Here is a 24,474-nt window from a genome sequence, read left to right on the forward strand (position 1 = left end):
ATGGCACCCGGAGAGGCGGCACCCGCCTCGCAGCGCGGCCTCCTCGCCAGCCGCGAGTTCCACACCCGCCTGGTGTCGGCCATCCTGCTCGGCGCGATCGTGCTCTCCGCCCTCGTCCTCGGCGGCTGGCCCTTCGCGGTGATCTGGCTCGCCGCCGGGATCGTCTTCGCGGCCGAGTGGATCGGCATGAGCGCGGTCGTGCCCCGGCGTCTCGTCCTGGCGCTGACTGCCGCGACGCTGTTCGGCCTCGTCCTCTGCCTGCACGGCGACGCGCCGCTCGGGATCGCCCTCGGGGTCGGCGCCGTCGGGGCGGTCCTCGTGGCGGCCGTGGCCCGCGGCGGGGCGGGACGGGGGCGGGCCCTCGCGGGCCTGGCCAGCTCGGCGGTGATCGCCCTGGTTCCCACCGCCCTGCGCGACGATCCTTCCATCGGCCTCCTGGGACCGGCCTGGATGTTCGCCGTGGTCTGGTCCACCGACATCATCGCCTACTTCACCGGCCGGACCTTCGGCGGCCCGAAGCTGATGCCGAAGGTCAGCCCGAAGAAGACCTGGTCCGGGGCGCTCGGCGGCCTCGCGGCGGGCACGTTGGCTGGTGTCGCCCTGGTGATGGTCGCGCGCGACCATGGCTGGAGCGACCTCGCGACCACCTCGCTCGCCCTCGTCGCCCTCGTCAGCGCCACCGCCTCCATCCTGAGCCAGGGCGGGGATCTCGTGGAATCCGCCCTCAAGCGCCGCTACGGCGTGAAGGATTCGGGCCGTTCCATTCCCGGCCATGGCGGCGTCATGGATCGCCTCGACGGCTTCTTCGCCGTGGCCGTCCTGGTCGGCCTCTATCTCATCGCCCGCCGCCTCGCGGCGGCCTGAAGGACCCTTCCGTTGCTGACCGTCACCATTCTCGGCGCCACCGGCTCCATCGGCCAATCGACCGTCGACCTGCTGCTTCAGCATCCCGACCGCTTCCGCATCGGCGGTCTCGTGGCGGGGCGCGACGTCGAGGCCATCGCCCGGCTCGCCGGCAACCTGCAGCCCGATTTCGTGGCCCTGGCCGACGCGTCCGCCGGTCCGGCCCTGCGCGACGCCCTGGCCCATACCGGCATCCCGAACGGGGCTGGTGAGGGCGCCGTCCTCGAGGCGGTCGCCCGGGATGCCGACATCGTGGTGGCGGCCGTGAGCGGGGCCGCCGGTCTGCGCCCGACGCACGCGGCGCTGAAGCTCGGGCGTACCGTCGCCCTCGCCAACAAGGAGAGCCTGGTCTGCGCCGGCGACGCCTTCATGCGCGACGCCAAGCGCTACGGCGCCACCCTGCTGCCGGTCGATTCCGAGCACAACGCCCTCGCGCAGGCCCTGGGCGACGGCCGCCTCGCCGATGTGGCGAAGATGACCATCACCGCTTCGGGCGGTCCGTTCCGGACCTGGACGCGCGAGCGCATCGCCGCCGCGTCGCCCACGGAAGCGGCGGCCCACCCGACCTGGTCGATGGGCATGAAGATCAACATCGATTCGGCCTCCCTGATGAACAAGGGGCTGGAGCTGATCGAGGCGCACCACCTGTTCGCCCTCGAACCCGAGCGCCTCGATGTCATCGTCCATCCGCAATCGATCGTGCACGGCCTCGTCTACTGGCGCGACGGCGCGGTGACCGCGGGCCTCGCCATGCCGGACATGCGAGTGCCGATCGCCCATTGCCTCGGTCTCGGCGAGCGCCTGACGATCGCCCGCGGCCGCCATCTCGATCTCGCCGCCGCCGGCAGCCTGACCTTCGAGGCCGCCGACGAGGCGCGCTTCCCCTGCTTGGCGATCGCCCGGGCGGCGCTCGCCGCCAGGGGCGCCGCGCCCACCGTGATGAACGCGGCCAACGAGATCGCGGTCGCGGCCTTCATCAAGGGCGCGATCGGCTTCTACGGCATCGCCGACCTGGTCGAGCGCGCCTGCGCGCACTTCGCGGGCCACTACCGGACCGCGCCCGAGGATGTCGACGAGGCCCTGGCCATCGATGCCGAGGTGCGCCGCTGGAGCAGCCAGGCCGTCGCGGCGGCCTGAGCCCGAGCTCAGGCCTCGGGACTGTAGCCCGCCAGGAAGACGCGCACGGCCTCGCTGACGTTGTGCTCGATCTCCGCCTCGGAGACGCCGTCGCCGGCGTTGAAGAGGAGGCGCGTCAGGAGGCCGGCCTGGCAGATCTGCAGGAACTGGCGTGCGGCGAGATCCGTACCGGCCGGGCGCAGGCGCCCCGCCGCGACCTGCGCATCGAGATAGGCGGCCAAGCGCGTCGTGCCCTGCACCGGCCCGGCCTCGAAATAGGCCTGGCCCAGGCGCGGGAACTTCTCGCAGGCGCCGATGACCATCCGAATCACCGTGACGTGCTCCGGCCGGATCATCTCGGCAAGGTAGCTCCGGCCGAGACGTGTGAGGACGCCCCGCACGTCGGGATCGTCCGCATCGAGCCGGAACAGCACCTCCGCGAGACCCCGCTTCTCGGCGAGCGCCAGATCCTCGAACAGCGCCTCCTTGCTGTCGAAGTAGACGTAGAGGGTCCCCTTCGAGACGCCCGCCGCCTTGGCGATCTCGCCCATGCTCGCCCCGTCGAAGCCCGATGCCATGAAGACCGCGCGCGCCCCGTCGAGGATCTGGCGACGCTTGTCGGTCTCCCCTGATGTGCGCTCCCGCGCATCGCGCGGGGCCTCTGCGGTCCCCATGGCCCTGACCCTCATTGACCGAACGGTTCGGTCACAATATCCCAAGCACTTGGGTCGCGCCAGCGTTCGCAGCCCCGAAAATGACCGAACGGTTCGGTCAATTTTCTCGAAGAACCGGATCGAAGCCATGAGATCGATGCCATGAGCTTGCGCCAGGACGACGGGTTTCGGGCCGTGCCGGCCCAAGGCGACGCCATCCGAGCCGACGCCGTCGAGACGCGGACCGTCTCGGCGTCACCGGCCGCCGCGCCGGCCCAGCCGATGACGCCGGCGGTCATCGCGCCGTCGACGGGCGAAGCCCGAGTCAAGCCCCGGCGGACGCGCAACGTCGTTCTGGCGACGCTGCTTCTCGCCGCCCTCGGCGGGGGGGCCTACAAGGCGCAGGCCTGGTGGACCGTCGGACGGTTCTTCGTCAGCACCGACGACGCCTATGTCCAGGCCGACATCTCGGTCCTGGCCGCCAAGATCCCGGGTTATCTCGCGGCGGTTCCGGTCGTGAACGGGCAGATGATGCACAGGGGCGACGTCATCGCCCGGATCGACGACGGCGATTACCGCCTTGCCGCGCAGGCCGCCCACGACAAGCTCGTCACCCAGCAGGCGGCCATCGCCCGGATCGCCCGGCAGGTCGAGGCGGCGCAGGCGCAGATGCTGCAGGCCTCGGCCCAGATCGATGCCAACCGGGCTGATGCGGTCCGCGCCACGGCCGATTACGCCCGCCAGCAGCAGCTCGAGAAGGTCGACTTCGTCGCCAAGGCGCGGATCGAGCAGGCGCGGGCCGACCGCGACCGGACGGACGCCGCCGTGAAGGGGGCCGAGGCCGCCCTCGTGGCCATGCGCGCCAATGTCGAGGTGCTGCGCGCGCAGGGCAAGGAGGCGGAGGGCCTCGCCGCCGAATTGCGCACCGCCGAGGCACGGGCCGCGCGCGATCTGGACTTCACGACGATCCGGGCGCCCTTCGACGGCGTGATCGGCAACAAGGCCGCGGAGGCCGGCGCCTATGTCTCCCCGGGCTCGCGCATCGCCGCCCTGGTTCCCCTGGAGAGCGTCCGCATCGACGCGAACTTCAAGGAGACCCAGGTCGAGCGCATGCATCCGGGCCAGCGCGTGCACATCGCGGTGGATGCCTATCCGGATCGCGACATCGTCGGCGAGCTCGAGTCGCTCTCCCCCGCCTCCGGCTCGGTCTTCAGCCTGCTGCCCCCCGACAACGCCACCGGCAACTTCACCAAGATCGTCCAGCGCCTGCCGGTGCGGGTCCACGTACCGGCGGACGTCGCCCGCGCGGGCCTCCTGCGGCCCGGCCTGTCCGTGACCGTCCGGGTGGACACCCGCGAGAACGCCGAGACCGCGGCCAGAGACGACCGCCTCCGCACGGCCGCCCGGCACTAGGCGCCAGCGATGGCCGCGACCGCCACCCTGGGACCGGCCGCACCGGCCGCCGAGCCGCCGCTCGACCGCCGCCGGATGGTGGCGTTCGTCTGCATGGTGTTCGGGATGTTCATGGCGATCCTGGACATCCAGATCGTCTCGGCGTCGCTCGCCGAGATCCAGGCCGGCCTGTCGGCCTCGGGCGACGAGATCCCCTGGGTCCAGACCAGCTACCTCATCGCCGAGGTGATCTCGATCCCGCTCTCCGGCTTCCTGTCGCGGGTCGTCTCGACGCGCTGGATGTTCGTGATCTCGGCCGGCGGCTTCACGCTGATGAGCCTGATGTGCGCCACCTCCACCTCGATCGACGAGATGATCGTCTGGCGGGCCGCGCAGGGCTTCATCGGCGGCGGTATGATCCCCACGGTCTTCGCCTCCGCCTTCACGATCTTCCCGCCCTCGAAGCGCTCCATCGTTTCGCCGATGATCGGCCTCGTGGCGACGCTCGCGCCCACCATCGGGCCGACCGTCGGCGGTTACCTCACCGACCTGTTCGACTGGCACTGGCTGTTCCTCGTCAACGTCGTGCCGGGGATCTTCGTGACGGTGTCGACCTACCTGCTGGTCGATTTCGACGAGCCGAACCTGGCCCTGTTCAAGCGCTTCGACTGGTTCGGCCTCGTGTTCATGGCGCTGATGCTCGGCTGCCTCGAATACGTGCTGGAAGAAGGTCCGAATCACGACTGGCTCGCCGACGAGGCGGTCTTCGCCTGCGCGGTGGTGTGCCTGACCGCCGGACCCGCCTTCTTCTGGCGGGCCTTCACGGCCGCCGAGCCCATCGTCGACCTGCGCGCCTTCTCCGACCGCAACTTCACGGCCGGCTGCCTCTTCAGCTTCGTCCTGGGCATCGGCCTCTACGGCCTGACCTACCTCTACCCGGTCTATCTCGGGCGCGTGCGCGGTTACTCGGCGCTCCAGATCGGCGAGACGATGTTCGTCTCGGGCCTCTGCATGTTCGCTACCGCGCCGATCGCCGGGCGCTTCTCGGGCAAGGTCGACCCGCGCTTGATGATGGCGCTCGGCTTCCTCGGGTTCGCCACCGGCACCTGGATGGTCACGGGCCTGACCAAGGACTGGGACTTCTGGGAACTCCTGGTGCCGCAGATCCTGCGGGGCTGTTCGCTGATGATGTGCATGATCCCGATCAACAACATCGCCCTCGGCACCCTGCCGCCGGCGCGCATGAAGAATGCCTCGGGCCTCTACAACCTCACCCGCAACCTCGGCGGGGCCGTCGGGCTCGCGCTGATCAACACCGTCCTGAACGACCGCTGGGACCTTCACCTCGCCCGCCTGCACGAGCGCTTCACCTGGACCAACACCGCCGTGCTGGAGCGCCTGGACATGACCCGCCGGCAGTTCGAGGTGCTCGGCGGCGATGCCGACGCGATGGCGCTGAAGGCCATGATGAACACCGTGCGGGTCCAAGGTCTGGTGATGGGATTCACCGACGTCTTCTTGGTTCTAACCGTCCTGTTCGTGGCCATGGCCTGCGCCGTGCCCTTCATCCGGCGGCCCCGTGCGGCGGCCGGCGGCGGCGGGCACTGAGGACGTCGAGCGCGCATCCGAAGCCGGCGCGGTTCTTTACCCTGACCCCGGGAATGCGGGGACAGCGCCGCGCGATGCGCCCCTGCGACCGCAAACCCCGGCCAAAAGGTTTGCGTTCGCGTTCGACGCATCCGATCTGCTACAGCGGAGCGACGGCCCCGGGGGAGGCCGAGAGGATCGACCAATGGACTTTCTGAACGCCATGGGCGGCACGGCGAGCGGTTTCTTCGGCGCCGTGATCCCCTTCCTGATCGTGCTGAGCATCGTCGTGTTCGTGCACGAGATGGGACATTTCTTGGTGGGGCGTTGGTGCGGGGTCGGCGTTCACGCCTTCTCCCTCGGCTTCGGACCGGAACTGTTCGGCTTCAACGACCGGCATGGGACGCGCTGGAAGCTCTCGGCGATCCCCCTCGGCGGCTACGTGAAGTTCCACGGCGACGCCAACGGCGCCAGCGTTCCGGATCCCGAGGCCCTGGCCCGCATGTCCCCACAGGAGCGGGCCACCAGCTTCCCGACGCAGCCCCTGCCGAAGCGCGCCGCCATCGTGGCCGCGGGACCGATCGCCAACTTCATCCTCGCCATCGCGCTGTTCTCCGGCGCCATCTATTTCGGAGGGCGTTACGAGACGCCGGCCCGCGTCGAGGCCGTGATGCCCGACAGCGCCGCCGCCCGGGCCGGCTTCGAGCCCGGCGACGTGATCCGCGCCATCGGCGGATCGCGGGTCAACAGCTTCACCGACATGCAGCGGACGGTCTCGGGGGCGGCCGGCTCCAGCCTGACCTTCACGGTCGAGCGCGGCGGCGAGACCCGCGAGCTCGTGGCCGTGCCCGAGCGCAAGGAGGATGTGACGCCGTTCGGACGTCACCGCTTCGGCCGGCTCGGGATCCAGGGTCCGAAGGCGAGCGAGGCGAAGCTCGTGCATTACGGCCCGGCCCAGTCCCTCGGCCTCGGGACCTACGAGACCTACTTCGTGGTCGACCGGACGATCGACTACATCGGCAAGCTGGTCACCGGCCGGGAATCCCCCGATCAGCTCTCCGGACCGATCGGGATCGCCCGCGTGTCGGGCGCCGTGGCCCAGAGCGGCGGCCTCGGGGGCCTGATCGGGCTGATCGCCCTGCTCTCGGTCTCGATCGGCCTCCTCAACCTCTTCCCCGTGCCCCTGCTCGATGGGGGCCACCTGCTGTTCTACGCCTTCGAGGCCGTCCGCGGCCGGCCGCTGAGCGAGCGGGCCCAGGAGATCGGTTTCCGCATCGGCCTCGCCCTCGTGCTGTTCCTCATGCTGTTCGCCGCCTGGAACGACATCCTCAATCTCGGCGCGTCCTGGGGCGCACGCGGAACCTGAACACCCCTGGGCGCGACCGTTCGGCGTTCGCGCTCCGGTCCCGCTACGGGACACGCAACCGCCTCGATCTTAACCACAATCCGTCGCGCGCGCGGAACCTTCGGGTTTCGCGCGCAACCGTTTGTTGACCCTATTCAACGATCGGGCCGGGGCGTTAAGTGACCGGAAGGCCACGTCTCCCCAAAATCCCCGGTGTGCAGGACCCCCCGGCGTTTGCTTAACGCCGGAATCCCGATAGAAGCTGAGCTTGGGACCAGATGTCAGGACGCCCGGAAAACGGACGCCTGATTGCGGGTGCAAACTCGCGCTGAAGATATAAAGAGACGGGCGATTACATGATGTCGATGACGGGGAAGCGCCGGCGTAAGTCGGCGGAACAGACCATCGTCCTAGTCGCCGCGGCGGCCGCTGGCCTTGTTCTCGGTGGAACCGCTCAGGCGCAGCAGATCGTCGTCCAGGGTAACAAGCGTGTCGATGCCGACACCATCCGGTCCTACGTGACCGGCACCGCCTCCGGCTCGCCCGAGGAAGCCCGCCGCAACCTGCTGGCGAGCGGCATGTTCTCGGACGTGAAGGTCTCCCGCAGCGGCGCCAGCACCGTCGTCAGCGTCCGCGAGAACAACCTGATCAATCGGGTGGTGTTCGAGGGCAACAAGAAGATCGAGAAGGCCACCCTCGAGGGCGAGGTCGAGGCCAAGGCGCGCGGCGCCTTCAGCGAGGCCGTGGTCCAGGCCGACATCCAGCGCATCAAGGAAGTCTACCGCCGCGCGGGCCGCGGGACGGCGAAGGTGACCTACCGGACGGTGGACCTGCCGAACGGCCGCCTCGACGTGATCTACGTGATCGAGGAAGGCGACAAGACCGGCATCAAGGCGATCAACTTCGTGGGCAACAGCGCCTACTCGTCGTCCAAGCTGCGCGAGCTGATGTCCTCCTCGGAGATGAACTTCCTCAGCTTCATCAAGACGTCCGACGTCTACGACCCGGATCGCATCACCAACGACCTCGACATCGTCCGGCGCTACTACCTGAAGAACGGCTACGCCGACTTCCGCGTCGTCAATGCCGATGCCCGCTACGTCGAGGGCGAGGGCGATGCCGGCTGGGTCGTCACCGTCACCGTCGATGAGGGCGAGCAGTACCGCGTCGGCGCGGTGGCGATCGATTCCCGCCTGCCGGGCCTCGACACCCAGACCCTCGACGGCGAGATCCGCGCCCAGGTCGGCGACGTCTACAACGCAGAGGACGTGGAGCGGACCCTCAACGGCGTGACCAACCAGGTCGGGCGCCAGGGATACCCCTTCGCTCAGGTACGTCCCACCGGCCAGCGCGACCGCGCCACCCACACCGTGGCCCTGGGCTTCGTGGTCGAGGACGGTCCGCGCGTCTACGTCGAGCGCATCAACATCCGCGGCAACACCCGCACCCGCGACTACGTCATCCGGCGCGAGCTCGATATCACCGAGGGCGATGCCTACAACCGGGTGCTGACCGACAGGGCCGAGCGGCGCCTGAACGGCCTCGGCTTCTTCAAGAAGGTGCGCTTCTCCAACGAGCCGGGCTCCTCGGCCGACCGCGTGATCATCAACATCGACGTCGAGGATCAGCCCACGGGCTCGTTCTCGGTGGCGGGCGGCTACTCCACCCAGGACGGCATCATCGGCGAGGTCTCGATCTCGGAGTCGAACTTCCTCGGACGCGGCCAGTACGTCCGCGTGGCCGGTACCGGTGGCCAGTACTCACGCGGCTTCGACTTCTCGTTCACCGAGCCGTACTTCCTCGGCTACCGCCTCGCCGCCGGCTTCGACGCCTTCTACAAGTACAGCGACCAGACCCGCTACTCGCGCTACGAGACCACGGTCTATGGCGGCCAGCTCCGCGTCGGCCTGCCGATCACCGAAGAGTTCGGCATCACGCTGCGCTACTCGCTCTACAACACCGAGCTGAAGGTCCCGAACACGGTCAAGCGGCCGTACAACGACTGTTCGAACCCGATCTCTGGCTACACCGCGACCTACGCCGCGAACGCGACGCTTCCGGGTCTGAACCCGGGTGACCCGGTGCGAAACGTCGGTGGTCAGGCGATCTATCCGAACTGTGCCCTCGACGGCGAGGCCTCGATCGCGCTTAAGGGTTCGCAGGGCAGCACGCTGACCTCGCTCGCCGGCCTGACGCTGGCCTACTCGACCCTCGACAACCTGGGCTCGCCCCGCAACGGTCTCTACGCCGAGTTGAAGCCCGACGTCGCGGGCCTGGGCGGCGACTCGAAGTTCTTCCGCGTGACCGGCGACGCCCGGTACTACAAGGAGCTCTACGAGGACGTGGTCGGCTTCGTCCGCTTCCAGGGCGGTCACATCACGGCGCTGAACGACCAGCCCCTGCGCATCACCGACCAGTTCTTCCTCGGACCGTCGCTGGTCCGCGGCTTCGCGCCCAACGGCATCGGCCCGCGCGACGTCGGCATCAGCGACAGCCGCTCGAACGCCATCGGCGGCTCGACTTACTTCGGCGGTACGGTCGAAGTTCAGTTCCCGCTTCCCGGCGTGCCGCGCGATCTCGGCCTGAAGGGCGCGGTGTTCGCCGATGCCGGTACGCTGTTCGGCTATAACGGCCGGACGCAGTTCAACGTGAACGGCGATGCCTTCATCAACGGTATCGCTCCGGGCGGCGCCTGTAACTTCAACCAGAACACCATCGGCGTCGAACCCGAATGCGTGAACGTGCGCGACAAGATGACGATCCGCTCCTCGGTCGGCGCATCGATCCTCTGGAACTCTCCGCTGGGTCCGATCCGCTTCGACTACGCCTACGCCCTCTCGAAGGATGAAGGTGTTAAGGCCTACGATGCGACCGGCAACTACCTCGGCCGCGTCGGCAAGGATCAGCTCCAGGCCTTCCGGTTCTCCGGCGGCTCGCGGTTCTGACCCGGAGCGCTGCCTCCTTTCGGGGAGGCAGCGCGTTGTGACGGCATGTCAGATCCGATCTTCTTCTCCGCGACCACCACCCTCAGCCTCGGCGCCATCGCCGAGGCTGCTGGCGTTTCGCTTCCCGAGGGGGCGAACCCCGACGGCGTGATCACCGGCGCCGCGCCGCTGGAATCCGCCACGCCGGCCGACGTCGCCTACATGGACAATGCCCGCTACGGCGACGCCCTCGCGGCGACCCGGGCGGGGCTCTGCCTCGTGTCGCCCCGGTTCGCCCCGCGCGTCCCAGCCGAGACCGTGGCCCTCGTCCTGCGGGATCCCTACCGGATCTACGCCGGCCTGCTGGCCCGGCTTCATCCGGAGGCGATGCGGCCCGCCTCGCTCTTCGGCTCCACCGGCGTCGCCCCGGGCGCGCACATCCATCCCGAGGCCCGCCTCGAACCCGGCGTGCGGGTCGATCCGGGGGCCGTCGTCGGCCCCGGTGCCGAGATCGGCTCCGGCACCGTCATCGGGCCGAATGCCAGCATCGGCCCCCGCGTCCGGATCGGGCGCGACTGCGCGATCGGGGCCGGGGCCACCCTGACCCACGCCCTCCTGGGCAACCGGGTCATCATCCATCCGGGCGCCCGCCTCGGGCAGGACGGTTTCGGCTTCGCCATGGGCCCCGGCGGGCACCTGAAGGTGCCCCAGATCGGCCGGGTCATCGTTCAGGACGATGTCGAGATCGGCGCCAACACCACGATCGATCGTGGCGCCAGCCGCGACACCATCATCGGTGAGGGCACCAAGATCGATAACCTCGTGCAGATCGCCCACAACGTCGTCGTCGGACGCCACTGCGTGATCGTTTCGGGAGTCGGGATCTCCGGCTCCACCACCCTCGAGGACTACGTCGTCCTGGGTGGTCAGGTCGGCGTCGTCGGCCACCTGCGGATCGGCATGGGCTCCCAGATCGCGGGGTCGTCGAACGTGAACCGCGACGTCCCCCCGGGCAGCCGATGGGGCGGGACCCCGGCCAAGCCCGTGAGGGCCTGGTTCCGCGAATTGACCACGCTGGCGCGCCTGGCCGAGCGGTCCACCGGCGGAGACGAGCCGAAGGCCTGAGGCGCGGCCGCGTCCATCCGGGCGCGGAGACGGCATGTTGCCGCCGCATTCGTCGCCGAGGGCTTGCATCCGCCGGGCTTCTGCCGAATGAAGGCGCATCCTCCAGGTCTGGCGACACACGGGAAAAAGGCGGGCGGCGGAGGCGCCGACGCGCAGCAGGGTATTGCAATCGATGAGCGACATGCCGCGTGAACTCGGCTCGGCTGACATCCAGACGGTTCTGGAACTCCTGCCGCACCGCTATCCCTTCCTGATGATCGACCGGATCGTCGAGATCGACGGCGACCGGAGCTGCGTCGGGATCAAGAACGTCACGATCAACGAGCCGCAATTCACCGGGCATTTCCCCGGCCTGCCGGTGTTTCCCGGCGTCCTGCTGATCGAGGGCATGGCCCAGACCGCGGGCGCCATCTGCTGCCGCCACATCATGAGCGACGAGCTGCGCACCAAGCAGGTGTTCTTCATGACCATCGACAAGTGCAAGTTCCGCAAGCCCGTCGTGCCCGGCGACACCGTCCGCTACCACATGACCAAGACGAACCACCGGCGGACCATGTGGTGGTTCCGAGGCGAGGCGCGGGTCGACGGCGTCCTCGTCGCCGAGGCCGAGATCGGCGCGATGCTGGTGACGGAGTGAGCGCCGCCGCGGAGATCCATCCGAGCGCGGTGGTCGAGGACGGCGCGACCCTGGGCGAGGGCGTCCGGATCGGTCCGTTCTGCCATGTCGGCCCGGCCGTGACCCTCGGGGCGGGCTGCGAGCTGGTCAGCCACGTCGTGGTGGCCGGCCAGACCACGATCGGCCCCCGGACCCGGCTCTATCCCTTCGCCTCCATCGGCCATCCGCCGCAGGACCTGAAGTTCAAGGGCGAGGCCTCGACCCTCACGATCGGCGCCGATTGCCTGATCCGCGAGGGCGTGACCATGAATCCCGGCACGGCCGGGGGCGGGCTCGAGACCACGGTCGGCGATCACTGCACCTTCCTCGCCAATTCGCATGTCGGGCACGATTGCCGGGTCGGCGACGGCGTCGTGTTCTCGAACAACGTCATGCTCGCCGGCCATTGCAGCGTCGGCGACTACGCCATCCTCGGCGGCGGTGCCGCCGTGATCCAGTTCGCGCGCGTCGGGGCCCACGCTTTCGTCGGCGGCCTGTCGGGACTGGAGAACGACTGCATCCCCTACGGGATGGCCCTGGGCAACCGGGCCTACCTGTCGGGCCTCAACATCATCGGCCTTCAGCGGCGTGGCTTCGCCCGGGAGGACATCCACACCCTGCGGCGTGCCTATCGGCTGCTCTTCGCCAACGAGGGCACGCTGATGGAGCGGCTCGAGGACGTCGCCGCCGAGTTCGAGACCCACCGCGCCGTGGCCGAGATCGTCGCCTTCATCCGCGCCGGTGGCAAGCGTTCGCTCTGCACCCCGCGCGAGACGCCGGGCGCCGCTTGAGCGCGAACCCGGTGCCGGCGGCGCGCATCGCGTCCGCACCGGCGGCGCTGGTCCTGGTGGCCGGCGCCGGCCGCCTGCCGGAACTCGTAGCCACCTCCCTCGACCGGGCCGGACGGCCGTTCCGCGTCCTGGCCATCCGGGGCTTCGCCGAGCGGGCGATGCGCGCCCGTGCGGACGCCACCGTCGACCTCCTCGACATCGCCGGCATCCTGGCGATCCTCAAGGCCTGGGGGCCGGTCGCCGTGGTGCCGGCCGGCGGCGTGTCCCGGCCGAACCCGGCCGCGATCCTCAACGCCGCCGCGGCCCTGCGCAACCGCGACGCCCTCAAGGCCATCTCCGGCGGGGGCGACGACCGCCTCCTGCGCGGCGCCCTGGCGCTCCTGGAAGAGCACGGCCACGGGGTGGTCGGCGTCCACGAGGTCGCCCCGGATCTTCTCACGCCCGAGGGCCTGCTCGGCCGGCACGCGCCCGATGCCGCGGCGCGGGAGTCCATCGTCACCGGCCGCGCCCTACTGGCGGCCCTGTCGGATTTCGATGTCGGCCAGGCCTCCGTCGTCGTCGGGCAGCGGGCCCTGGCCGTCGAGGGTCCGGAGGGGACCGACCGGATGCTGGCCCGTGCCCGGATGCTCGGACGCCGCCCCTTCGGCTACGGCAGCGCGCAGCCCGGCACCGTGCTGGTGAAATGCGCCAAGATCGGTCAGGACCTGCGCGTCGACCTGCCGGCGATCGGCCCCCGCACGGTGGCGAACGCGGCGGCGGCGGGCTGCGCCGGCCTCGCCATCCAGGCGGCCTTCACCCTGATCATCGACCGTCCGGCCACGATCGCGGCCGCGGACCGGGCGGGCCTCTTTCTCCTCGGCCTCGGCGCCGACGCGGGCGGCCCGGAGGCTGGAACGGGATCGGGATCATGAGCGCACCGCACAGTGAGCGGACGATCTGGCTGGTGGCCGGCGAGGATTCCGGGGATCAGCTCGGGGCCAAGCTGATGCGCGGCCTGCGCGAGCTGTCCGACCGGCCGATCCGCTTCGGCGGCGTCGGCGGCGAGGCCATGGCGGCGGAAGGCTTCGCCTCGCTGTTTCCCATCGATGACGTGGCGGTGATGGGCTACCTGCCGGTGGCCGCCCGGCTGCGCACCCTGCTGCGCCGTATCCGCCAGACCGTCCGCGACGTCGTCGAGGCCCGGCCGGACGTCCTCGTCATCATCGACAGCCCCGGCTTCACCCACGCGGTCGCTTCGCGGGTGCGCAAGCGGATGCCGGACCTGCCCATCGTCGACTACGTCTCCCCGAGCGTCTGGGCCTGGCGTCCGTGGCGGGCGGCAAAGATGCGCCCCTTCATCGACCACGTCCTGGCCCTCCTACCATTCGAGCCGGAGGCGCACCGGCGCCTCAACGGCCCCGCCTGCACCTATGTCGGCCACCCGCTGATCGAGCGGCTCGGCGAGCTGCGGCCGGACCCCGTCGAGGCCGAGGCCCGGATGACGGGGCGACCGGTCCTGGCGATCCTGCCAGGCTCGCGCCGCTCGGAGATCGAGCGACTGATGCCGGTCTTCGGCGCCACCCTGGCGCGGCTCACGGCGCGCTTCGGCCCGATCGAGGCGGTGCTGCCGGCGGTGACCCGGCACAGGGCCCTGATCGAGCGCCTCGCGCTGTCGTGGGACAGCCCGGTCACCCTCGTACACGGCGAGGCGGCCAAGCACGCCACCTTCCGCCGGGCCCGGGCGGCCCTGGCGGCCTCGGGCACCGTCACCCTGGAACTGGCCTTGGCCGGCGTGCCGATGGTGGTCGCCTACAAGGTCTCGCGTATCGAGGAGGCGGTGGCCCGCCGCCTCATCCAGGTGCCCACGATCGTGCTGCCGAACCTGATCCTCGGGCGGAATGCCATGCCGGAATTCATCCAGGCCGAGTGCACGGCCCCGCGCCTCGCCGAGGCGGTGGCGCCGCTCCTCGCGGGTGAGCCGGCGCGGGAGGCGCAGGTCGATGCGCTCGCCCGCATCGACAGCCTGATGCGCCTGCCCGACGACGAGCCCCCGAGCCGGAGCGCCGCCCGCATCGTCCTGGCCGCCCGGCGCGCGGCCTGACCCGCTCAAGGCGCTGCGGGGACCGGACCGTACCGGTTGGTCCCGGGGCTCCCCGCCCGGAACACCGTCTCGACGAAGAACCAGACGAAGACGCCGAGCATCGCCGCCACGAGGGCGATGACGGGGAGGGGATGGGTGTCGACGGCCCGCTCCAGGGGCAGGACGCCGACGGTTTCCGCCAGGACATACAGGCCGAGCCAGCCGCCGCCGCGGTTCCGGTCGTGCAGGCGCCGGACCGTCTGGATCGCCGTCGCCCCCATCACCGGCAGGATCCCGGCGACCGCGAGGAACCCGACCCAGCGCAGGCCGAGGCTCGCGAGCCAGATACCGAGGCAGAGCAGCCCGGAGCCGAGGAGCAGCGCGCGGATCAGCAGGTACCGGTAGGCGGAGACCGCGAGCCGCCCGCGCGGATCGTAGAGGGCGAGGGGGGAGTGGAGGCGTTCGCTCACGTGCCCCTCGGCTTCACCCGCCGGGTCGGCGGCTCGGCGACCGGGTCCTCGGGCCAGGGATGGCGGGGATAGCGTCCGCGCATCTCCGCCCGCACGGCGCTCCACGACCCGCGCCAGAAGCCCGGCAGGTCGCGGGTGATCTGGATCGGCCGCGAGGCCGGCGAGAGCAGGTGCAGCACCAGGGGGATGCGTCCCCCGGCGATGCTCGGATGGCGTTCGAGCCCGAACAGCTCCTGCACCCGGACGGCGAGCACCGGCCCGCCCTCGGCCTCGTAGTCGAGGGCGATGCGTGAGCCGGTGGGTACCTCGACGTGTGTCGGGGCTTCCGCGTCGAGCCGGGCGCGCAGGGACCAGGGCAGGAGCGCCTGGAGGGCGCGCGCCAGGTCGTCGGCACCGATCGCATCGAGGCTGGTGCGCCCGACGATCTCGGGCGCCAGCCAGGCCTCGATCGTGGACACGAGGTGGGCGTCGGACAGGTCGGGCCAGGTCTCGGGATCGGCCGTGCGCAGGAACTGCAGGCGGGCGCGCCACTGCGTCAGCGCGGGCGTCCACGGCAGGGCCTGGAGACCGATCTCGCCGACGCCCCGCGCTAGGATCTCCGCCGAGGCGAGGTCGGCCGGGACGGGCAGGGTGCGCTCCCCCAGGGTGAGCGCGCCGAGGCGCCGCAGGGAGCGGGCCCGCAGGGCGCGGGCGCTCCGATCGAAGGCGATCTGCGTCGCCGCCTCGATCGCCGGTCCGAACAACGCCTCGATCGCCTCCAGGGTGATCGGGGCCGCCGACAGGATGCGCCCCTGGGCGGCGCTGCCGGTGAGCTCGGCGACGACGAGGAAGGGTGCGCGGGCCAGGGCGGAGGCCGCATCGACGCGCCCGGCCCGGCCATTGGCCATCACGAACTCGCCGTCACGGCCGCGGGCGCGAGCGACGCGGTCGGGATAGGCCAGGGCGAGGAGCGGTCCGGCCTCGCCCATGTCGAGGCCGGCCGGTGCGCTGATCAGTTTGCCGGCGAAGCCCTCCGCCTGTCGGGCCCAGCCCTGGGCGAGGCGGCGCATGTCCGCGGCCCGCTGGGCGCGGTCGCGGCCGTAGCGCTCGGCTCGATGGGTCACGTCGGTGTCGTCCCCGCCGAGGCCGCGCTCGACCAGCACCGCCGCGAGATCCGCCGCCGCGCGGGCCGTGCCGTATCCGGCCGCGCCGACGACCATGCGGGCGAGGCGCGGCGGCAGGGGCAGGGCACGCAGGGCCCGGCCGGTCTCCGTGAGCCGCCCTTCGCCCTCGATCGCTCCGAGGTCGCGCAGCATCGCCCGCGCCTCGGTCAGGGCGGGCGCGGGCGGTGGGTCGAGGAAGGCGAGGGATGCGGGATCGGAAACGCCCCAGGCGGCGCAGTCGAGCACCAGGCCCGAGAGGTCGGCGGCGAGGATCTCCGGGCGGGTGAAGGGCTCGAGGGCGTTGGTGGCGGCCTCCGCCCAGAGGCGGTGGCAGATGCCGGGCTCGGTGCGGCCGGCGCGACCCCGGCGCTGGTCCACGGAGGCCCGGGAGGCGCGCGCGGTGACAAGGCGGGTCAGCCCCAGGCCGGGCTCGTAGATGGGGACGCGCGACAGTCCGGAATCGACGACGATGCGCACGCCCTGGATGGTCAGCGAGGTCTCGGCGATGCTGGTCGCGAGCACCACCTTGCGCCGGCCCGGGGGCGCGGGCGCCACGGCGCGGTCCTGCTCGGCGGGCGTCAGCGCCCCGTAGAGCGGCGCGATCTCGGTGACGGCGTCGACCTTGTCGCCCAGCAAGGTCGCGACCCGGCGGATCTCGCCCTGGCCCGGCAGGAAGGCCAGGACCGAGCCCGGATCGGCACGCAGGGCCCGCAGGATGGCCTCGGCCATGACCTCCTCGATCCGACGGTTCGGGTCGCGATCCCAGTACCGCGTCTCCACCGGGTAGGCGCGCCCCTCCGATGCGATCACCGGCGCCGCGCCGAGCAGCCCGGAGACCCGGGCGCCGTCGAGGGTCGCCGACATGACGAGGATCCGCAGGTCCTCGCGCAGGGCGCCCTGCGCGTCGAGGGCCAGGGCGAGGCCGAGATCCGCGTCGAGGGAGCGCTCGTGGAACTCGTCGAACAGGACGGCGCCGATGCCCGTGAGTTCCGGGTCGTCGAGGATCATGCGGGTGAAGACGCCCTCGGTGACGACCTCGATCCGGGTACGGCCGGAGATCTTCGAGCCGAGGCGGACCCGCAGGCCGACCGTGTCGCCGACGCGCTCGCCCAGCGTAGCGGCCATGCGCTCGGCGGCCCCCCGGGCGGCGAGGCGGCGCGGCTCCAGCAGGATGATCTTGTCGGTGGGCCGCAGCCAGGGCGCGTCGAGGAGGGCCAGCGGCACCCGGGTGGTCTTGCCCGCGCCGGGCGGTGCCACCAGCACCGCGGCCGGCCCTCCGGCGAGGGCGTCGCGCAGGGCCGGGAGGGCGTCCTCGATCGGCAGGTCCGATACGGCGGTGGCGGGAAGCGTCTGAGCCATCGCGGTGCTGGTGACGCGATCCGGCGCGATCCGCAAGCCGGGGCATCGCCCGATGAAGGCTGATGGCCGCCATGCCGAACCCCCGGTCGTCCCGGGGCCGACGATCCGCTATGGGAATGCCGCGACGAGCGGCGATGCGCGCGGCCGGCCATTCGGGCGGCCCCGAGGGACAGCGACATGACGGTATCGAGCGACGACGACTTGGCGGCGCTGAAGCGGATCGGGCGCATCGTTGCCCAGACGCTGGACGCGATGGGGAAGGCCATCGAGCCCGGGATGACGACGGCGGAGCTGGACCGGATCGGACGCCAGCTCCTGGAGGCGGCCGGCGCCCAGCCGGCGCCGGAATTGGCCTACGGCTTTCCCGGGGCCACCTGCATCAGCGTCAACGAAGAGGTCGCCCACGGCATCCCGGGGGACCGCCGGATCGCTCCGGGCGACCTCGTCAACATCGACGTCTCCGCGGCGAAGGACGGCTACTTCGCCGATACCGGCGCCTCGTTCCCCGTGCCGCCCGTGACCCGCGCAGTGGAGCGGCTGTGCAAGGATGGCCGCCGGGCGATGTGGACCGGCCTGCGCCAGGTCGGCACCGGCAAGCCGATCGCCGCCATCGGCCAGGCGGTCGGCGCCTTTGCGCGCCGGAACGGCTACACGCTGGTGCGCAACCTAGCGAGCCACGGGGTCGGCCACTCCCTCCACGAGGAGCCCACCGAGATCGCCACCTGGCCCGACGCCTCCGAGCGCCGGGTCGCGACGGAGGGCCTGGTCTTCACCGTCGAACCGTTCCTCTCCCTCGGGGCCGAATTCGCCGAGGACGGGGACGATCCCTGGACCCTCTACAGCCGGCCGCAGGCGCCCACGGTCCAGTACGAGCACACGGTCGTCGCCACCCGCAACGGCCCGCTCGTCGTCACCATGGCGAGCTAGGGAGGCGCACCACCGGCGCAGAAGCGGAGCCCGTGCCGGGCGACCCGTCGCAGCAGGATCCGCGGCGCAGGATCCACCGTCTTCGCGACCGGCCCCGTTCAAGGCGATCCCGTCAGGGCGTGGGCGTCGAACCCATGGTCGAGGCCTTCAGCTCGGGATTCTTGAGCTGGGCATAGGTCACGCTGGCGAAGCTGCCGATCACCGCGTGCCATCCGGCCTTGTCGTAGCGCGTGTCGTTCCGTCCGGCCTTGCAGAAGGCCGTCGTCAGCCCGTTGACGATGTCGTCGCCCTTGGCGTCCGGGACGGCGGCCTTGATCTTCGGCAAGAGCGCGTTGAGGATCGGGATGAAGTTCTCGGGGTCGAGGCCCGCGAGGCTCTGGGCGGCCCCCGACTCGGCCACCGCCTTGGCGATCTCCGGCTGGGCGATCTCCGCGCAGGGCGCGGTGCCGGCCAGCATCGTCTCGGTCGCCTTGCGCGCCGTGGCGACGACGCCGCGCTCGCTGATCACCGGGGCGGCATTGCCCCAGGCATTGCGGACGTAGTCGGTGACGTCGGCCACCTCCTGGTCGGTCATGCCCGCGCCGATGGCGGGCATCGGCGCGTAGCCGTTCTGGGCCGAGAGGCCGCCGAGGATGACGCGGATCACCGTCTCGGGGCCTTGCGCCTGCACCGAGGTGTTGCCGGCGAGCGCCGGGATCGCCCCCTCGACGCCCTTCCCGTCCGGCTTGTGGCAGGAGGAGCAGTAGCTGAGATAGGTCGCCGCACCGGGGGCGTCGGCTTGGTTGAAGGCCTGGATGTCCTTGACCTTGTAGCTCTCCTTGGCCTTCTGCGTGCGCAGGTAGGCCACCATCGCCTTCAGGTCCGCATCGGTCATCTTCGACAGGGATTCCTGGATGGTCTGGCGCATCGGGCCCGCCGCGACGCCTGGCTGGTTCCCTGGGGCGGCGCCGGTCTTCAGGTAGGTCACGACCTGGTCGTCGCTCCAGCCACCGATGCCGGTATGGTCGTCGGGGGTGATGTTGGGGGCGTACCAGCCGTCGATGACGCCGCCGCCGAGCTTGCCGGCCAAGCCGCTGTTGCCGACGATCTTGTTGGCGTTGTGACACATGCCGCAATGCCCGAGCCCCTCGACGAGGTAGCCGCCGCGGTTGACCTCGGCGCTCGCCTGCGGGTCCGGCTGGAATTCGCCGGCCGTGAAGAAGGCGGTGCGCCAGGTGATGAGCGCCGTGCGGATGTTGAAGGGGAAGGGAATCTCGGAGGGCTTGCGCGGCTCATGCACCGCCGGCAGCGACTTCAGATAGGCGAAGATCGCATCGGAATCGGCGCGGGTGACCTTCGTGTACCAGGCGAAGGGAAAGGCCGGGTAGAGGTAGGAGCCGTCCTTGGTGATGCCCTCGTGGAAGGCGCGGTAGAAGTCGTCCGCGCTCCACCGGCCGAGGCCGGTCTCCGGGTCCGGGGTCAGGTTCGGCGTACGGATCTTCCCAATCGGCGTGTTGAGCACGTAGTTGCCGGCGAAGGGCTTCCCGTCCGGTGCCGTGTGGCAGGCGACGCAGTCTCCGGCGGTCGCCAGGTACTCGCCGCGCTTGATCAGCTCGGCATCCTGGGCCGAGGCGCCATGGATCGAGACGCCCGGGGCGGCCAATCCCACGACGAGGCCGGTCCCCAGACGGAGAGCGGTGCGGCGGTAGTCCATGGCGTCTCTCCGGAACTGTGGGGTCTGGGGGGTGGTCAGATGGGCGTGTCGTGGGGATCGCGAAGGCGGACGGGCGGGGCGAGGAGGCCGAGGCGCAGCGCCATCTCGGTGAGGTGCGCCAGCCCGGCCCCGGCGAGGCATCCGGCAATCACGGGCCAGCCGGCACCGGTCAGGGCGCCGCGCAGCGCCAGCATCAGGGCCGCGCCGGCGGCCAGATTGCACAGGAGCGCGAGCGGCCAGACGCCCTGCGCCCGACGGCTCCACAGGATCAGCCCCAACGCCTCGATGGCCACGAGGAGCAGGATGGCGTCCACGAGGTGACCGCTGGCGAGAAAGGCCTCCATCGCTCACGCGCTCCGAAACGGACCGTTGAGGCGGACGATCGCCCGGTTCAGGCAGGCGGCGATCCCGACCCAGAGGAGGTAGGGCAGCAGGAGAAGGGCGGCCATCCCGTGCACGCGCCCTGTGACGATGATCAGCACCGCGATCGACAGCCACAGGAACAGCACCTCGACGAAGGCCCAGTCCGGCCGCCGCAGGCGGAAGAACAGGCCGCTCCAGGCGATGTTCAGCACGGCGTTGACGGCGTAGGCGGCCACCAGGGCCGCCCGGGCCGCCGGGCTCGCATCGGCGTTCCAGGCGAGCACCGCCGAGATCGCCGTCAGCGTGAAGATCGTGGTCCAGACCGGGCCGAAGGCCCAGTCCGGCGGCTTCCACGCGGGGCGCCTGAGGGCCTGGTACCAGGGCCCGGTCGTGGTCAGGAGGCCACCCGCCAGCGCCACCAGGATCGCCAAGATGGCGGCGATTCCGGCCGGCGCCCAGCCGCTCGCCCCGTCGAGAGCCATGGCGGGATTCACGGCGAGACCCAGCGGAACAGGTGCGCGAGATCCTTGAAGAAGATTCGCGCATGGGCCGCGGGCTTGGCCCGGACCAGCTCCTTGTTCATGTAGGATTCCCAGGTCAGCTGCTGCACGTCGCGATCCCGGCAGATCGACACGAAGCGCTCGCGCAGGCCGTCGTTGCGATACCAGACCGCCTGCATGATCCGCAGGATCAGGAAGACGCGTCCGTGCAGCCGCATGAAGTTGCGGCGCGCGCCCGCGAGGGCCCGAGCCTGCCCCGTGGCGAGGAAGGCTTGGCCCGCCTCGGCGGCGAGGCGTCCGCCGAGCATGGCGTAGTAGATGCCCTCGCCGGAGGCCGGCGCGACGATGCCGGCGGCGTCCCCGGTGAGGAGGACGTCGCGGCCGTTGTCCCAGCGGCGCAGGGGCTTCAGGGGCAGGGGGGCGCCCTCGCGGCGGACGGTCTCGCCCGCCTCGAGGCCGGTGGAGGCGCGCAGGGCCCGGATGGCGCCCCGCAGGGAGAAGCCCTTGCGGGCACTCCCGGTGCCGATGCTCACCGTGTCGCCGTGCGGGAACACCCAGGCGTAGAAGTCCGGCGAGAGCTTACCCTGGTAATAGACGTCGCAGCGCGTGGCCTCGACGTCGTGCGCATCCCCCTCGGGCAGGCGGACGATCTCGTGATAGGCGAAGACCTGCCGCATGGCGGCGTGGCCGGGGATCTCGGCGCGGCCCACCGCCGAACTCGCCCCGTCGGCCCCGATGACGAGGCGCGCCCGGGCGGCGCGGGGAAAGCCGTCCTGGAGATAGTGCACGGCGACCCCCTCCGCGTCGCGCTCGATGTGCCGGAAGGTGGCGGGCCGGAGCACCGCGCCCGCGGCGGCGGCCCGCTCCCGCAGCCAGGGATCGAAGTCGGCCCGGTCGACCATGCCGACGAAGCCGTCGCCGATCGGCATGTCCACGCGCTTGTCCCGGGGTGAGACCATCCGGGCCGAGCAGATTCGCGCGACAAGGAGATGGTCGGGGATGGCGAAATCGCGGATCAGGCGCGGCGGGATGGCGCCGCCACAGGGCTTGATCCGTCCGGGCTTGTCGAGGAGCAGCACGCGCCGCCCGCTGCGGGCGAGGTCGGTGGCCGCGGTGGCCCCGGCCGGGCCACCGCCCACAACCACCACATCGTAGGTTTCGAGGTCGGTGTCCCGATCGGCCGCCATGATCTCACCTCGTGGATAGCGATGTCTCGAACGACAGCTGCTGACGCCGGCCCCGCGGCACCTGGGTTGCTGGGGCTTGGGTCCTGGGAGCATGGGCGATGCGCAGGGCCAGGGCGGCGGCGAGAACGAAGAGCAGCGCCTCGGCGGCGAACACGCTGGCATAGGCGTCGACCACGCGCGGCGTGACGAGGCGGGCCAGGTCCACTGCGACGGTGCCGAGGAATCCGCCGGCTCCGAAGGCCACGCCCTGGGCCGCGCCCCAGACGCCCATCCGCGTGCCGCGCTCGGCCTCGCCGCCGGCCCCGGCCAGCGCCATCATCGAGCCGATGGCCGCTACGGCGAAGATGCCGTTGAACAGGCCGAGGGCGAAGACCGGCACCCGCAAGGGGAAGTCGGCGCCCGCCAGGCCACCCGCCGCGATGCCCAGGAGGGCGAGGGCCGAGCCGAGGCAGCCCAGCGTGGTCCAGACCTTCAGGGACCCGAGCACCGGACCGCCGAGGCCCATGGTGAGGCCCGCCACGGTCAGCATGCCGGCGAGCACGCCGCCGTGCTGCAGGCCCGCGAGCTTGGTGGTCACCCCGGGCGTCATCGCGAAGACGAGGCCGGCGAAGGGTTCGAGGATGAGTTCCTGCGCGCTGTAGGCCAGCATCGCCATGAAGATGAAGATCGTGAAGCGCCGGGATTCCGGCTCGGCCCACACCCGCGCCAGCACCTCGCGGAACGGACGCTTCTCCGCCGTTTCGGTGCTGCCGGACGACCCTTTTGCCGGCTCGACGCCGCGCAGCGCCAGGACCGCCATCGCGAAGGCGAGGAGCGAGACCGTGCCGGACACGGCGATCAAGCGGTCGCCCGAGAAGGGATCGAGGAAGTGCCCGGCCAGCGGCGCCGTGATGGCGAAGCCCGCGATCATCATGACCCAGACGACGGTGGCGGCGGCCCCGCGGCGGCGGGCGTCGACGCCGGTGGCGAGGAGCACGAGGAGCGAGGTTCCGGCGGCGCCCGCGCCCATGCCGACCGTCAGGAACGACGCCACCGCCAGGGCGAGGCCCGCGGCCTGGTGCGTCTCGGCGAGGGCGGTGGCCACGGCCGCGCCGAAGCCGCCGAGGGCCAGGGCCGCCATGCCGCCCACGATCCAGGGCGTGCGCCGGCCGGTGCGATCCGAGCCGTAGCCCCAGCGCGGGCGCAGGACCTGGACGGCGTAGTGCAGGGCGATGAGGCCGCCCGGCACGATGGCCGGCAGGGCGAGTTCCACCACCATCACGCGGTTGATGGTCGAGGTCATCAGGACCACGACGGCGCCGAGGGCCGTCTGCACGAGGCCGAGCCGGACGATGGCGATCCAGCCGAAGGTCGGGTTCGGCATCATGGACCTCCCTGGACCAGGGGCCGGAGGGCGAAGGCCGCCACCAGCATGCCGAGCACGTAGAGGGTGGTGCCGGTGCCGTTGTACCAGGCGGCCCGCTCGCGGGGTGCGGCCAGGAGGCGGCGCATCAGGATGAACTGACCGAGCAGCAGGAGGCCGATGACCGTTCCGTGCCAGGGCCGGTCCCAGGCGAACAGACCGAGGATGACGGCTACCTGGGGGACGGCCATGACGAGGCAGGCGAGACGGGCAGCCCCGAGCGTTCCGAGCTGAACGGGCAGGGAGCGGATGCCGGTCCGGCCGTCGCCCTCCACCGACTTGAAGTCGTTGAGGGTCATGATGCCGTGGGCACCGACCGAGTAGAGCAGGGCGACCAGCAGGACCCGGTGGTCCGGCACCGACGCGGCCATCACCGCCGCTCCGGTGAACCAGGGCAACCCTTCGTAGCAGATCGCCACCGCCGAATTGCCCCACCAGCCGTTGCGCTTCAGGCGCAGGGGCGGGGCGCTGTAGATCCAGGCCAGCACGAGGCCGAACAGGGCGGCGCCGAGAATCCAGGGACCGAGGGCGGCGGCCACGACGAGGGACAGGACGGTCCAGCCCGCGGCGACGTAGAGACCCCAGCGCCCGGGCATCCGACCCGAGGGGATCGGCCGCTGCGGCTCGTTGATGGCGTCGACGTGGCGATCGTACCAGTCGTTCACCGCCTGCGAAGTGGCGCAGACGAGGGGGCCGGCCAGGATCACCCCCGCGGCGATCACCGGCCATTGCCCGGTGGGCGAGGCGCCGGAGGAGACCACACCGCAGGTGAATGCCCACATCGGCGCGAACCATGTGATCGGCTTCAGAAGCTCGATGAGGGCGCTGGGTGCAGGCGTTGCCATACCGACGACGCTAGAGTTTTACATACCTGAGTGTCA

The 24,474-nt window shown here is 71.1% G+C and carries 21 protein-coding genes; 12 read left to right on the forward strand and 9 right to left on the reverse strand.

The genetic code is table 11. From position 1 onward, the window contains the following. Together ASF18_RS17110 and dxr are read left to right on the forward strand one after the other, a co-directional pair. Entirely contained in the window at positions 1 to 864 is an 864-nt protein-coding gene (locus tag ASF18_RS17110) for a phosphatidate cytidylyltransferase (protein ID WP_056353285.1), read from the forward strand. Between the two features lie 12 nt (positions 865 to 876). Then, complete coding sequence (gene dxr / locus ASF18_RS17115; protein ID WP_056353288.1) at positions 877 to 2,040, forward strand: 1-deoxy-D-xylulose-5-phosphate reductoisomerase; 1,164 nt, start codon at positions 877 to 879, stop codon at positions 2,038 to 2,040. A gap of 8 nt (positions 2,041 to 2,048) precedes the next feature. Here the strand turns inward: dxr and ASF18_RS17120 are convergent, their stop codons facing one another. Beyond that, the gene (locus ASF18_RS17120; protein ID WP_056353290.1) at positions 2,049 to 2,693 is read right to left on the reverse strand and encodes a TetR/AcrR family transcriptional regulator; all 645 of its coding nucleotides are present in this window, start codon (positions 2,691 to 2,693) and stop codon (positions 2,049 to 2,051) included. Between the two features lie 261 nt (positions 2,694 to 2,954). Here ASF18_RS17120 and ASF18_RS17125 point away from each other — a divergent pair, with 261 nt between their 5' ends. From ASF18_RS17125 to lpxB, 9 genes are all read left to right on the forward strand, one after another. Beyond that, entirely contained in the window at positions 2,955 to 4,085 is a 1,131-nt protein-coding gene (locus ASF18_RS17125; RefSeq protein WP_156650017.1) for an HlyD family secretion protein, read from the forward strand. Between the two features lie 9 nt (positions 4,086 to 4,094). Beyond that, positions 4,095 to 5,672 carry a DHA2 family efflux MFS transporter permease subunit gene (locus ASF18_RS17130; protein ID WP_056353300.1) on the forward strand — a complete coding sequence of 526 codons (1,578 nt, stop codon included), beginning with the start codon at positions 4,095 to 4,097 and terminating at the stop codon, positions 5,670 to 5,672. Between the two features lie 184 nt (positions 5,673 to 5,856). Further along, complete coding sequence (gene rseP, locus ASF18_RS17135; protein ID WP_056353305.1) at positions 5,857 to 7,017, forward strand: RIP metalloprotease RseP; 1,161 nt, start codon at positions 5,857 to 5,859, stop codon at positions 7,015 to 7,017. Positions 7,018 to 7,352: 335 nt separating this feature from the next. Then, positions 7,353 to 9,941 (forward strand): outer membrane protein assembly factor BamA, encoded by a 2,589-nt coding sequence (gene bamA, locus ASF18_RS17140; protein WP_056219042.1) that lies wholly within the window; start codon positions 7,353 to 7,355, stop codon positions 9,939 to 9,941. A gap of 45 nt (positions 9,942 to 9,986) precedes the next feature. After that, positions 9,987 to 11,045, forward strand: coding sequence for a UDP-3-O-(3-hydroxymyristoyl)glucosamine N-acyltransferase (lpxD, locus tag ASF18_RS17145; protein ID WP_056353313.1), 1,059 nt, complete (start codon positions 9,987 to 9,989; stop codon positions 11,043 to 11,045). 172 nt (positions 11,046 to 11,217) lie between these two features. Beyond that, positions 11,218 to 11,682 (forward strand): 3-hydroxyacyl-ACP dehydratase FabZ, encoded by a 465-nt coding sequence (gene fabZ, locus ASF18_RS17150; protein ID WP_056219047.1) that lies wholly within the window; start codon positions 11,218 to 11,220, stop codon positions 11,680 to 11,682. Next, positions 11,679 to 12,491, forward strand: a complete 813-nt coding sequence (gene lpxA, locus ASF18_RS17155; protein ID WP_056353316.1) for an acyl-ACP--UDP-N-acetylglucosamine O-acyltransferase — start codon at positions 11,679 to 11,681, stop codon at positions 12,489 to 12,491. Before fabZ ends, lpxA begins: the two co-directional genes overlap by 4 nt. After that, positions 12,488 to 13,402, forward strand: coding sequence for a UDP-2,3-diacylglucosamine diphosphatase LpxI (lpxI, locus tag ASF18_RS17160; protein WP_082487668.1), 915 nt, complete (start codon positions 12,488 to 12,490; stop codon positions 13,400 to 13,402). The genes lpxA and lpxI overlap by 4 nt, the downstream gene beginning before the upstream one ends. Next, positions 13,399 to 14,571 (forward strand): lipid-A-disaccharide synthase, encoded by a 1,173-nt coding sequence (gene lpxB / locus ASF18_RS17165; protein WP_056353324.1) that lies wholly within the window; start codon positions 13,399 to 13,401, stop codon positions 14,569 to 14,571. Before lpxI ends, lpxB begins: the two co-directional genes overlap by 4 nt. A 5-nt stretch (positions 14,572 to 14,576) precedes the next feature. Here the strand turns inward: lpxB and ASF18_RS17170 are convergent, their stop codons facing one another. After that, positions 14,577 to 15,020: a DUF805 domain-containing protein gene (locus ASF18_RS17170; protein ID WP_056353330.1), complete on the reverse strand. Its 444-nt coding sequence runs from the start codon at positions 15,018 to 15,020 to the stop codon at positions 14,577 to 14,579. Next, positions 15,017 to 17,521, reverse strand: coding sequence for an ATP-dependent helicase HrpB (gene hrpB / locus ASF18_RS17175; protein WP_056354490.1), 2,505 nt, complete (start codon positions 17,519 to 17,521; stop codon positions 15,017 to 15,019). Before hrpB ends, ASF18_RS17170 begins: the two co-directional genes overlap by 4 nt. Before the next feature lie 177 nt (positions 17,522 to 17,698). Here hrpB and map point away from each other — a divergent pair, with 177 nt between their 5' ends. Then, on the forward strand, positions 17,699 to 18,448 hold the full coding sequence (gene map, locus ASF18_RS17180) for a type I methionyl aminopeptidase (RefSeq protein WP_056353331.1): 750 nt from the start codon (positions 17,699 to 17,701) through the stop codon (positions 18,446 to 18,448). 112 nt (positions 18,449 to 18,560) lie between these two features. On the opposite strand, the gene ASF18_RS17185 is transcribed toward map, so the two are convergent. From ASF18_RS17185 to chlG, 6 genes are read right to left on the reverse strand one after another with little or no spacing between them, the layout of a single operon-like run. After that, positions 18,561 to 20,141: a cytochrome c gene (locus tag ASF18_RS17185; protein WP_056353334.1), complete on the reverse strand. Its 1,581-nt coding sequence runs from the start codon at positions 20,139 to 20,141 to the stop codon at positions 18,561 to 18,563. A gap of 35 nt (positions 20,142 to 20,176) precedes the next feature. Then, positions 20,177 to 20,485 carry a hypothetical protein gene (locus tag ASF18_RS17190; protein WP_056353337.1) on the reverse strand — a complete coding sequence of 103 codons (309 nt, stop codon included), beginning with the start codon at positions 20,483 to 20,485 and terminating at the stop codon, positions 20,177 to 20,179. A 3-nt stretch (positions 20,486 to 20,488) separates the two neighbouring features. Next, a complete protein-coding gene (locus ASF18_RS17195; RefSeq protein ID WP_056354493.1) occupies positions 20,489 to 20,986 on the reverse strand; it encodes a TspO/MBR family protein in 498 nt (165 codons plus the stop codon). A gap of 8 nt (positions 20,987 to 20,994) precedes the next feature. After that, positions 20,995 to 22,191: a geranylgeranyl diphosphate reductase gene (locus ASF18_RS17200; protein WP_056353340.1), complete on the reverse strand. Its 1,197-nt coding sequence runs from the start codon at positions 22,189 to 22,191 to the stop codon at positions 20,995 to 20,997. Between the two features lie 4 nt (positions 22,192 to 22,195). Beyond that, positions 22,196 to 23,557: a BCD family MFS transporter gene (locus ASF18_RS17205; RefSeq protein ID WP_056353343.1), complete on the reverse strand. Its 1,362-nt coding sequence runs from the start codon at positions 23,555 to 23,557 to the stop codon at positions 22,196 to 22,198. After that, a complete protein-coding gene (gene chlG / locus ASF18_RS17210) occupies positions 23,554 to 24,438 on the reverse strand; it encodes a chlorophyll synthase ChlG (protein ID WP_056219076.1) in 885 nt (294 codons plus the stop codon). Before chlG ends, ASF18_RS17205 begins: the two co-directional genes overlap by 4 nt. Between the last annotated feature and the right edge of the window lie 36 nt (positions 24,439 to 24,474).

The organism is Methylobacterium sp. Leaf89 (genome assembly GCF_001422215.1).
Taxonomy (GTDB): Bacteria; Pseudomonadota; Alphaproteobacteria; order Rhizobiales; family Beijerinckiaceae; genus Methylobacterium.